Source organism: Flavobacteriales bacterium, assembly GCA_019694795.1.
GTDB lineage: Bacteria > Bacteroidota > Bacteroidia > Flavobacteriales_D > UBA2798 > UBA2798.
On record JAIBBF010000069.1, the window covers coordinates 1 to 11,335 of the forward strand.

The following is an 11,335-nucleotide window of genomic DNA, read 5'->3' on the forward strand; positions in this document are numbered from 1 at the left end:
TATCCCATTTCTTTTTCGGAAAAAGGAAACATAGCACCCCAGGATTCTGAATGTAAACCGAGTTTTTCGCTGTACCATTTTCTTAATTCTTCCGGGTTTTTCGATTTAAAAAACACACCGCCGAGTCCAATAATTTTTGCCATACACCTAAAAAAAAGCCCCGATGAAGTATAATCACCGGGGCATGGGTTAAATAAAATTATTTACTGATTACAATCTTTTTAATTAAAGTACTTCCCTCTGAAGTGTAATTGATAAAGTACACCCCGTTAGGTTGTCCGCTTACATCCACTTTATAACGATTGTTTCCTGAAGAGGCTGGAATAGTCATGACCACTTCTCCCAATGTGTTGGTGATGGAAATAGTGCCGTTGGTATGATCGGAAGCTTTGAGCTCGATGTTAATTAATCCGTTGGCAGGATTTGGCCATACCAGCATGTAATTGTTGGCATCAAACGATTGTTCTTCTACACCCACAACACAATTTCCTATTGCAGTTGCAGGAACTTTTTCATAGGAGGAATTCACCATGTCCACAATGTTTGCAATACAAATCGGATCACCGGTTAAGGTTTGGTAATAAACTCTTACAAAGGGAACCGGAGTAACGTTTTTCGGAATGGTGGAGTCGATGGTGGAGTGACCGATAATTTTATTTCCGCCAACGATGAATTGTGGATTGTGTGGGAAATCGGTGGTGTTGTACAATGGAAGTACATCCAAAATAGTAAGACCACTCATATCGAATTCGAAAGCTTTTAATTTCGAATCCGGATTTAAGATGGAGATATCGACATAACCATTGGTATAATCTACATTGTCAATCATTAAATAAACATTCTGATTGGTATTTAAAACGCCATGCGGGAAGAAACATAATCCGTTGTAGTTGGTTGCATGATTATCGCAATTGGTCATTAAAGCTGCATCGAAAACGGAGAGGTGACCATCAGCATTTAAGTCGTTACAGGTTTGGGCTGTAAGTGTGTTGTTTAAAATACCATCTACGTACAATTGAGAGTCGTTAGTTGTTTGTTGGTTGTCCACATTTAAATCTCCCATTAAGGCAGATCCGCCACAAACGCCGTTACAGTCAATTTGTGTATTTCCATAAGGAACACCGGCACAATCTGTATAAGGATCACATTGTGTATCGATGGTGAAATTTTTGTGTCCGAATGCATCGATGTAAATGTTAATACAAACCTGAGCCCAGTTATTGGTGAAATCTGTTTCAACACGACCCAAAGCATCGGGAGATTGGTCCCAGTTTACTTTTACAGCAAGAATATAATCACCCGGTGTTACATCGGTAATATCAATCCACTGACAATCTAATCCTGCGCTGTAAATATCTCCGCAACCGTGTGAGATACCCATGTTACCGCATCCGTATTGTGCAGTTCCTCCACCTGAACATTCGAGATCGAGAACGCAAAAACCGTTTTTAAATCCAATAGGAACTGTTTGTCCCGTAGTTTTATAGAGCACATACTCTGCGTATCCTTCATAGTGCCAGTGACCGTGACAATTGGTGTTGGTAAATTGGTTGGGTTGATTGGTTGGATTACCAATAAAATAATCCATTGCCCCTTCGTTTTTAATGTGGGTTGTAAAACGAATGATATCACGCGTGCCGTAGCCTCTTAAACAACTTTCCTGCACCCAGCAATTGGTGGCAATAACCTGATCCCAATACATGGAACTTTCAAGTTCAGATTGTACTACGGATAAGTCGGGACCGGCAGGACAGTTTACATCAGGCCAATATAAACAAGATCCATCCGATACTGTTGCAAGTGGATTGTAATTACAAGCTGTAGGATCAGTACATCCTGTTATCGGACCCACGTAATCGATAAAGAAATCGATCGGTCCGCCGCACAATGCATTATTCGAACCGATACGGATGTAATAGGTTTGCGAAGGATCTAATGCTGCAGAAACTTGTGCTAATTGCGCATTGATGCCGCAGTTACCTGCATTGTCGTCGTAATAAATAGTACCCTGATTGGTATTGTTCCATACCAGGTTATTGCAATGATCGTACACCCAAATTTTAGTGTCGCATGTATTGGTAGGCACGCAGGTCGAAATCAAATACATTCCTGAAACGGGAGGTGTAAATGAATACCAATAGTCATTACCCGGTGCAGTATAAGAAAGCGTATCCACTACAATGGCATCGCCACACGTTGTACCTGGTGCGCAGTTAAATGAAGTAGCATCTTGTGTTGCATATTGTCCACCGGATGCAACTAAAATTCCATCTAATGTTACCGAATAAGAACCATTACCATATCCACAACAAATACCGTCGCCGAAGCTGTCGTACATGGTAAAAGTGACACATTGTGAAGTTGGAATACACAAGGTGTCGCCAATGTAGGTTCCCTGGGCAATGACCACATTCGATTGGTCGGTAAGTTTCCAGCTAATTTCGTTGGGATAGTTATCCGGAGTAATATGAATCAGAACCTCTGATTGTCCGGGTCCGCATTGCGCATACATCGTATGGCTGAGGAAAAGAGCACTAAATAAGAGTAACAGTTTTTTCATAGCAAAAAGATCGTCTTTAAATATACAAAAAAGAAAACCCTGAAACCATATAAACCAGGAGAAATAAAAAAGCCCTCTGAATATCAGAGGGCTTTTTATAAATAGATTGAAAACAGATTAGTTTACTTTCTCAGAAAGTTCAGCACCTGCTTTGAATTTTACCACGTTTTTCTTCGCGATTTTAATTTCTTCTCCGGTTTTTGGATTACGACCTTTACGTGCAGCACGCTTAGAGATTGCGAAAGAACCGAAGCCTACAAGAGCAACACGGTCACCTTTTTTAAGAGCTTTAGTAGTAGCGCTAACGAATCCGTCGAGAGCACGTTTTGCATCAGCCTTTGAAAGACCAGACTCTGCTGCGATAGCATCGATGATTTCTGCTTTGTTCATGTTGTTTGGTTTTATAAAGTTTAACAATTGATTTCAAACAAATATAGTCGCTGCATTTTTGCCACCAAGCCCCTGTTTATAGTAATGCTACTTTCTGTTGAAAAAATGCAGTTATTGTTGAAAAGCCTTCGCTGAAAGCTAGTGTTTTCGAGGCTTTTAGGTAGGTTTAGGTCCCTTTGCTTATTGATTTTTATAAATAACGCGATCGGATCCGTCGAAATTGGGCGATTGAATGGAGAGTACTTTTAGGGGAATATCGGAGCTGACCTGAACCGAATGCCAGGTGTTTTTGGGAATGAAAATCACATCACCCGGGTGAAGAACAAAGCGATCTGAGCCGAGGGTCATTACTCCTTCGCCTTCTAAAATCACCACGTTTTCGGTATGCCATTCGTGTTTGTGCATTTTCACTTCCTGCTTAATAAAAATGATAAAGCTGGAGCTCAAACTATCTGCAGCTATTTGGTGCACATAAATATTCTCATACTCAGCCGGCGCCTGAATGTTTTGATGAGGAACCACTTGTTGCGCATGCAATGAACCAAGGAATAAAAAAGTGGTCAGGAAAATTAACAGGTAAGGTTTAGTGGAAATCATTTCTAGTGTATATTCACTCAAAAATAAGCAAATGAAGAATACGGTAAACGATCCCGGATTAGGAAGTAAATTCGATGGTAATGTTAGCCGAATGATCGGAAAGGATTGAAAGTTCAATGTCCGCCGCATTGGAGAAATTTCATCCATTCGCGATACCTATCAATTTTTGGTGCGGATTTCGTGGTGGAGGTTTAATCTGATTTTGCTAACCTATTTTATTGTACTCAATGGATTATTTGCAGGTCTTTATGTAGCATTAGGTATTGAAAACATCAAAGGTGTACCACCGGGTGATGCTTTGGATGATTTTCTCAATGCATTTTATTTTTCCGTTCAAACCTTTTCATCGGTTGGCTATGGAAGTTTCTCTCCAAGCGGACACCCCACATTAATCGTCGCTTCCTTTGAAGCCATGTTCGGTTTAGTAAGTTTTGCCTTGGCAACGGGATTATTATACGGCCGATTCAGCAAACCAAAATCGCGTTTGATTTATAGCAACAACGCCATTATTACACCACATCGTGAGGGAATGGCGCTGATGTTTCGGGTGGCGAATCACCGTTCAACGGTGCTGATGGAGATGTCGTGCACTGTTTTATGTACCCTGGCCGAAAGAGATAAGGATGGAAATTTCATAAGGAAATATTACGGTTTACCATTGGAAATTGATTCGATACATTTTTTTCCGATTAGCTGGACCCTTGTTCATCAACTGGATGATAAGAGTCCGTTTTACGGCATGAATGAAACGCAGATTCGGGAATCGATGGCTGAACTGATGATTTTAATTAAAGGATTTGATGAAACCTTTTCGCAGGAAATTCACTCCCGATACAGTTATGTGGTGAACGAATTCAAATGGAATCATCGCTTTTTACCCTGTTTCCACGTGGAGGAAGATGGTTCGGTGAGCATAGATTTAGGAAAGGTTAGCGACATTGCTCCAATTGAAGCCTAGGGCTGTTTTTTTACTAACTTTGTAAGGTGAAGTCGACATCAGAAATTTTACTTAGCGACGAATTAAAATCGGGTCATCTTTTGCCGGTAATGGAACATTTTTACACCATTCAGGGTGAAGGATCCAATACAGGAAGAGCAGCCTATTTTATTCGCCTGGGTGGATGCGATGTGGGTTGTGTATGGTGCGATGTGAAAGAGAGTTGGGATATTGAACCGCATCCGAAAATGACGCTGGATGAAATTCTGGAAGAAGTGTTGGAATTTGGAGCTAAATTATGTGTCATCACCGGAGGTGAACCTGCTTTGTTTAATCTGGAACCACTTACGGCATTGCTCAGGAATAATGGCATAGAAACTGCAATAGAAACCTCAGGAACCAGGGAACTAACCGGAAAATGGGATACCGTTTGTTTCTCGCCTAAAAAATTTAAATTGCCTGTTGAATCTATTTATAAACAGGCCAACGAATTAAAAGTGATTGTTTATCACCCGAGTGACCTCCAATGGGCGGATGAGCATGCGGAAAAAGTGAATTCAAATTGCCTATTATACCTTCAACCGGAATGGAGCAGAGAAGAAGAAATGTTACCAATCATCATCGATCACGTTAAGAGATCACCACGGTGGCGTATTTCTCTTCAAACTCATAAATACATGAACATACCATGAACACGATAAAAAACATTTTAAGCTTTACGCTTTTTTTATTTTTAATGAGTTGCGCAACTGCTCAGCCTCAGCGTGAATACAGCTCGAGCAATAAAAAAGCAATCAAAGCTTATGAAGCAGCATTAACTGCCTATAACACGTTTGATCCCCGCACGGGAATGCCGGATTTAAAGGGTGCAGAATCTAACCTTACAAAATCCATTAAGAGCGATCCTAATTTTATTGAAGCTTATTTGCTGATGTCCCAGGTGTATCAGGACTGGGGCAAATCGAAAGAGGCGATTGACTATTTGAAAAAATCAATCGAAATCAATCCTAATTTTTTTCCCAACAGCTTTTTCTTTTTAGCGCGACTCGAATTCAATGAGGGAAATTATGCCGATGCAAAGGTGCATGCCGAAAAATATTTAAGTTTTCCCCGCGTACCGGAGGATATGAAAAGAGCGGGACAAAAAATTGTTTCTAATTCCGAATTTGCAATGAAACTCATTGCTAATCCAGTTCCCTTTACACCGGTAAATTTAGGTCCGGGCGTAAATACGGATCGTCCTGAATATTTTCCGACCATTACGGCAGATGATAATACGTTATTGTTTACACGTTTGGTTGTTGATCCGAACGCACAGCAAGGTGGAGTGCAGGAAGATTTTTTTGTGAGTCAGAAACGCGGTGGACAATGGTCCACTGCCCGAAGTATTTCTTCCCGGATTAATACTTTGTACAATGAGGGAGCTCCTTCATTAGCTTCTGATGGACAAACACTGATCTTTACCGCTTGCGAAATTTTTGATAGTTACGGTGATTACCGCGATGGATTTGGTTCTTGTGATTTATTTGTAACACGGAGAATTGGAAATGAATGGACCGTTCCTGTTAATTTAGGAGAGACCATTAATTCCGCCAATTGGGAATCGCAACCTTCTTTTTCTGCTGATGGAAAAACCTTGTATTTCATTCGGGGAACACGCAGTAAAGATGGAAGAAGAACCGGAGATATCTGGTATGCCACTTTAAATAAAAGCGGAGAATGGAATCGTCCGCAACGTTTGTCGGATGTGGTAAACACCGATGGCAATGAAGCCAGTGTATTAATTCACCCTGATGGACAAACCTTGTATTTCTCATCGGATGGTCACCCCGGAATGGGTAACCTGGATATTTTCGTAAGCAGAAAACAGCCGGATGGATCATGGGGTAAACCGGAAAATTTAGGTTATCCGATCAACACCCATGCTGAGGAAAATTCATTGTTGGTTTCGTCGGACGGTAAAGTTGCATTTTTTGCATCGGATCGTCCGGGAGGATTTGGTGATCTTGATTTGTATTCCTTCGAATTACCAGCCAATGTTCGTCCTCAGTTCACCACCTATTTCAAAGGCATTGTATACGATGCAAAAACTAAAAAACCTCTGGAAGCGAAATTTGAATTAATTGATTTGCGCACCGGTGAAGTAGTGGTTACCAGTTACAGCAATGAAGCCAATGGTGAATTTATGGTTGCACTGGCTACCAATCGCGATTATGCTTTAAATGTAAATAAGCGTGGATATAATTTCTACTCGAAAAACTTTAATCTCACAGAGCGAAAAGGGGAGTCGGATCCATTCCTGATGGATGTACCGCTGGTACCGCTGGAGATGCAGGAAGTGGTTCGTTTGGATAATGTGTTTTTCGATTTGGATAAATCAACCTTGCGTCCGGAATCTAAAATTGAGCTGGATAAACTCTATGCATTTTTGATGAATAATCCGAAAATAAAAATTCAGTTAAACGGACATACGGATAATCGTGGCGATAAAGCGCACAATCAAAAATTATCTGAAGACCGCGCAAAAGCTGTAGTGGATTATCTCATTGCTAAAGGCATTGAACCTGGACGATTAAGCTCGAAAGGTTTTGGAGATACAAAACCCATTATTGCGGATCCAAAAACCGAAGCGGATCATCAAATGAATCGTAGAACCGAATACATCATTCTACAATAAGATGCCGCGCTATTTTTTGGAGATTGCTTATGATGGAACACCTTATCATGGTTGGCAGATTCAACCGAGAGTGAATACTGTTCAGCTTGAAATTGAAAATGCATTAACAAAACTAAATTCAGGTAACCGTATTCCAACCATTGGTTGTGGCAGGACAGATACCGGAGTGCATGCCCGTCAGTTTTTCCTCCATTTCGATATAGAGAAATTACCCTGCGATGAGGAGATGTTTATTTTCAAGTTAAACCGAATTTTACCGCATTCCATTGGGGTATATCGTTTACTGGAAGTTAATCCGAAAGCGCATGCCCGTTTCGATGCGAATTCGCGCACGTATGAATATCATATTCATTATTTAAAAAATCCTTTTTTAGATAACAGAAGCTGGAATCTTTGGTCGCCCTTAGACCTGGATGCCATGAACATTGCTGCTGCCCATTTGTTAAACCATCGCGATTTCGCTGCTTTTCAAAAATCTGGCGGCAATGCGAACACTTCAATTTGTACAGTAATGAAAGCAGAATGGGTAGGCGATGATGAGCGTTTGATGTTTACCATTAAGGCTAATCGTTTTTTACGAAATATGGTTAGAGCCATTGTAGGAACGCTGGTAGAAGTGGGGAAGGGGAGAATGAGTCCGGATGAATTTAATGCCATTATCGCTTCATTAAAACGCACAGAAGCAGGGGAGTCGGTACCGGCAGATGGATTGTTTTTAACCAATGTAACTTATCCTTACCTTCGCGACCAATTACGATGAGCGCAACAGGAAAAGCTTTTGACTGGAAAATTCTGAAAAGGGTTTTAAATTATGTACGACCGTATCGTGCTGCGTTTAATATTTCGATTGGACTCACCATCGTATTGGCTTTTATTGGAATTGTCCGCACCGAATTATTGGGCTATATCATCGATTATACCACCGGAAAAGATGCCGTACATCCATTCCCCGGCTTAATTGATTTGTTCGATGCCATTACAACGGGACGAAGTAAAATGTCGGCCTTAAACATTGTTACACTCATTATCGTTGTCATTTTATTACTGGAGGCCTTCTTTCAGTATTATCAAATGCTATTGGCAAACAAAGTATCGCAGTCGGTAACCATTGATATGCGGACTTCGTTGTTTTCTCACATACTTCATTTTCGTTTAAAGTATTTCGATAATACGGCAATTGGTACTTTGGTCACCCGGGTGATTTCTGATATTGAGACGATAGCTGATATTTTTTACGAAGGATTAATTTCAGTAGCGGGAGATATCGTTAAACTGGTGGTGGTATTGGTCATTATGTTCTGGGTAAACTGGGAGTTGGCGCTTTATACCTTGATTCCGATTCCGCTTTTATTACTTGCAACCCGTGTTTTTCAGAAGAGTATTAAGAAATCATTTCAGAGTGTGCGTACTCAGGTAGCCCGTTTAAATGCATTTGTGCAGGAACATGTAACGGGTATGAGTATTGTTCAAATTTTCAATCGCGAAGAAGAAGAGATGGATAAATTTAAATCCATCAATAAATCGCACCGGAAAGCACATATTGATTCCGTAATGGCTTATTCGATTTTCTTTCCTGTTGTTGAAATTTTGAGCGCACTTTCCATTGCTTTTTTAGTTTGGATTGGTACGGATTTGTCATTGGAACATAAACTCACCTTTGGTGATTTGGTGAAGTATATTCTTTATGTAAATATGCTTTATCGTCCAATCCGCATGTTGGCAGATCGATTTAATACGTTGCAAATGGGAGTGGTTGGATCGGAACGTGTTTTTGCCATTCTGGATAGTGAAGAACAAATTTCAAATACAGGAACAAGCCATGCTTCTCACCTGAAAGGTGATGTTGAATTTCGCGATGTTTGGTTTGCGTATAATGAAGAAGATTATGTTCTAAAAGGAATCGATTTAAAAGTTGATTCCGGAAAAACCGTTGCTTTTGTTGGAGCAACAGGTGCAGGGAAATCTTCCGTAATAAATTTGTTGAGCCGGTTGTATGAATTTCAAAAAGGATCGATTGAAATTGACGGGAAAGATATTCGCGAGTATGAATTACAAAGTTTAAGAAAATGTATTTCTGTGGTATTGCAGGATGTGTTTTTGTTTTCGGATACCATTCACAATAATATTACACTGAGAGATCCTTCCATCAGCCGTGAGCAGGTGATTGAAGCGGCAAAACGGGTTGGAGCGCATGATTTTATTATGAAGTTGCCGGGAAATTACGATTACAATGTGCGCGAAAGGGGAGGGACTTTATCTGTTGGACAACGCCAATTGATTTCCTTTATTCGTGCTTATGTTGCTAATCCGAGTATTCTGGTTTTAGATGAGGCGACTTCTTCTGTAGATACCGAATCTGAATTATTAATTCAGCATGCAATTGAAAAACTGACGGAAGGAAGAACGTCATTTGTCATAGCGCATCGTCTTTCAACCATCCAAAAAGCAAATTTAATTGTGGTGATGGATCATGGTAAGATCATCGAAATGGGATCTCATGATGAACTGCTGAAACAGAATGGTCAGTACCGGCATCTGTTTGAATTGCAGTTTTCTTAAATCTGTTTTTCTTTTTTGTGCTCATTTTCAGCAGAAGGTTTATTTATCATTTTTATCTGATCAGGCTTATGCAATGAAGGATTTATAGTGTCCTTTATTTCTCTATTATTGCAGACCAAATCCAAACCATGAAGAAGTTTTTAAAAGTCCTTAAATACATAGCTATTATATTGGTAGTGCTGATTACCGGATTAATCTGTTATGTGAAGTTTACCCTGCCGAATGTGGGTCCGCCGGAAGATATTAAAGTAGAGGCGAGTCCCGAACGAATCGAGCGGGGGAGATACCTTGCGAATAGTGTTACGGTTTGTATGGATTGTCACTCCACCCGCGACTGGAATAAATTTTCAGGTCCATTAGTTCCGGGAACACTCGGAAAAGGTGGCGAAGAATTCAGTCAGAAATTTGGATTTCCCGGAAAATTCTTTGCAAAAAATATTACACCGAAAGGAATTGGTGATTGGACAGACGGAGAGTTGCTTCGGGCAATTAGCAGTGGTGTTACCAAATCCGGAGAAGCTATTTTTCCTGTAATGCCACACGCCGCTTATGGGAAGATGGACAGAGAGGACCTTTATTCAATCATTGCTTATATCCGTACCCTCGACCCCATTGAAAGTGAAATACCGGCCTCAGAACCTGATTTCCCAATGAATTTTATCATAAACACCATTCCTAAGAAAGCTGAATTTTCAACTCGTCCTGCAGAAACAGATAAGTTGGCTTATGGCAAATACCTCTTTACATCAGCTGCCTGTGGCGATTGCCATACCCGTCAGGAAAAGGGGACTCCGGTAGCAGGAATGGAACTTGCCGGTGGATTTGAATTTCCAATGTTTACGGGCGGAATTGTACGTTCTGCCAACATCACTCCCGATGAAGAAACCGGTATCGGTAAATGGACAGAAGATATGTTTGTAGCCCGTTTTAAAATGTATTCTGATTCCACTTATGTTCCGCATACTATAGGCAAAAATGAGTTTAACACGGTAATGCCATGGACAATGTATGGCCATATGAAAGAACAAGATCTCCGTGCTATTTTTGCTTATCTCCAAACCGTGAAACCCATAAAAAATGAGGTTGTAAAATTTTCTAAATAAAATTCGTTTTTATTTAGAGCCTCCTTGAAGCATTCCAGGGGGCTTTTTTTATAACATTAGGTAAGGAGAGGTGTAGTCGATATCTGCACCGAATCGCCTTAAAACAATTTAGAGCGTTTTAATCGTAAAAAAGATCCACCCGGAATTTCTTCCGAGTGGATCAGTCATAGCGGGAATTAGTTTTTCTCTTTGGTATTCCCTAAAAGAAGAATGTCGCTTACCACAACCTCTGAAACGGAGCGTTTCACGCCATTCTTATCCTCGTAATTCCTGGAAGTCAGCTTACCCTCTACGGCTATCTCTTGACCTTTTTTTACATATTTTTCGATAATCCGGGCTGGACTACCCCAGGCGATGACGTTATGCCATTGTGTTTCGGTCATACGTTCACCCTTTTCGTTTTTGTACGTATCGGTGGTGGCAATCGAAAATCGAGCCATTACTTTACCTGATGATAGCGTACGGACCTCCGGGTTCATTCCCAGGCGGCCAATTAAATTTACTTTGTTTCT

Annotated in this window: 10 protein-coding genes; 6 read left to right on the forward strand and 4 right to left on the reverse strand. The window is 40.6% G+C overall.

What is annotated here, in order from left to right; translation table 11 throughout:
- Positions 1-199: 199 nt before the first annotated feature.
- From K1X56_13495 to K1X56_13505, 3 genes are all read right to left on the reverse strand, one after another.
- The gene (locus K1X56_13495; protein ID MBX7095730.1) at positions 200-2,560 is read right to left on the reverse strand and encodes a T9SS type A sorting domain-containing protein; all 2,361 of its coding nucleotides are present in this window, start codon (positions 2,558-2,560) and stop codon (positions 200-202) included.
- A gap of 117 nt (positions 2,561-2,677) precedes the next feature.
- Positions 2,678-2,950 (reverse strand): HU family DNA-binding protein, encoded by a 273-nt coding sequence (locus K1X56_13500; GenBank protein MBX7095731.1) that lies wholly within the window; start codon positions 2,948-2,950, stop codon positions 2,678-2,680.
- Positions 2,951-3,130: 180 nt separating this feature from the next.
- The gene (locus K1X56_13505; protein MBX7095732.1) at positions 3,131-3,547 is read right to left on the reverse strand and encodes a cupin domain-containing protein; all 417 of its coding nucleotides are present in this window, start codon (positions 3,545-3,547) and stop codon (positions 3,131-3,133) included.
- Between the two features lie 166 nt (positions 3,548-3,713).
- Here K1X56_13505 and K1X56_13510 point away from each other — a divergent pair, with 166 nt between their 5' ends.
- The 6 genes from K1X56_13510 (at position 3,714) to K1X56_13535 (ending at position 10,823) form a co-directional block, all read left to right on the forward strand.
- Complete coding sequence (locus tag K1X56_13510; GenBank protein MBX7095733.1) at positions 3,714-4,505, forward strand: K+ channel, inward rectifier; 792 nt, start codon at positions 3,714-3,716, stop codon at positions 4,503-4,505.
- An 89-nt stretch (positions 4,506-4,594) separates the two neighbouring features.
- Positions 4,595-5,176 carry a 7-carboxy-7-deazaguanine synthase QueE gene (locus tag K1X56_13515; GenBank protein ID MBX7095734.1) on the forward strand — a complete coding sequence of 194 codons (582 nt, stop codon included), beginning with the start codon at positions 4,595-4,597 and terminating at the stop codon, positions 5,174-5,176.
- Entirely contained in the window at positions 5,173-7,161 is a 1,989-nt protein-coding gene (locus tag K1X56_13520) for an OmpA family protein (GenBank protein ID MBX7095735.1), read from the forward strand. The genes K1X56_13515 and K1X56_13520 overlap by 4 nt, the downstream gene beginning before the upstream one ends.
- Position 7,162: 1 nt before the next feature.
- A complete protein-coding gene (gene truA, locus K1X56_13525; protein ID MBX7095736.1) occupies positions 7,163-7,921 on the forward strand; it encodes a tRNA pseudouridine(38-40) synthase TruA in 759 nt (252 codons plus the stop codon).
- On the forward strand, positions 7,918-9,720 hold the full coding sequence (locus K1X56_13530) for an ABC transporter ATP-binding protein/permease (GenBank protein MBX7095737.1): 1,803 nt from the start codon (positions 7,918-7,920) through the stop codon (positions 9,718-9,720). Before truA ends, K1X56_13530 begins: the two co-directional genes overlap by 4 nt.
- Before the next feature lie 128 nt (positions 9,721-9,848).
- Positions 9,849-10,823 (forward strand): cytochrome c, encoded by a 975-nt coding sequence (locus K1X56_13535; GenBank protein MBX7095738.1) that lies wholly within the window; start codon positions 9,849-9,851, stop codon positions 10,821-10,823.
- A 176-nt stretch (positions 10,824-10,999) separates the two neighbouring features.
- On the opposite strand, the gene ssb is transcribed toward K1X56_13535, so the two are convergent.
- On the reverse strand, positions 11,000-11,335 hold a 336-nt coding region (gene ssb, locus K1X56_13540), incomplete at its 5' end, for a single-stranded DNA-binding protein (protein ID MBX7095739.1).

Bases quoted from the DNA above. Each gene is read 5' to 3' on its own strand.
- K1X56_13495 (MBX7095730.1), bottom strand. From the start codon at position 2,560: ATGAAAAAACTGTTACTCTTATTTAGTGCTCTTTTCCTCAGCCATACG.
- K1X56_13505 (MBX7095732.1), bottom strand. From the start codon at position 3,547: ATGATTTCCACTAAACCTTACCTGTTAATTTTCCTGACCACTTTTTTA.
- truA (MBX7095736.1), top strand. From the start codon at position 7,163: ATGCCGCGCTATTTTTTGGAGATTGCTTATGATGGAACACCTTATCAT.
- K1X56_13515 (MBX7095734.1), top strand. From the start codon at position 4,595: ATGGAACATTTTTACACCATTCAGGGTGAAGGATCCAATACAGGAAGA.
- K1X56_13520 (MBX7095735.1), top strand. From the start codon at position 5,173: ATGAACACGATAAAAAACATTTTAAGCTTTACGCTTTTTTTATTTTTA.
- K1X56_13530 (MBX7095737.1), top strand. From the start codon at position 7,918: ATGAGCGCAACAGGAAAAGCTTTTGACTGGAAAATTCTGAAAAGGGTT.
- K1X56_13500 (MBX7095731.1), bottom strand. From the start codon at position 2,950: ATGAACAAAGCAGAAATCATCGATGCTATCGCAGCAGAGTCTGGTCTT.
- K1X56_13535 (MBX7095738.1), top strand. From the start codon at position 9,849: ATGAAGAAGTTTTTAAAAGTCCTTAAATACATAGCTATTATATTGGTA.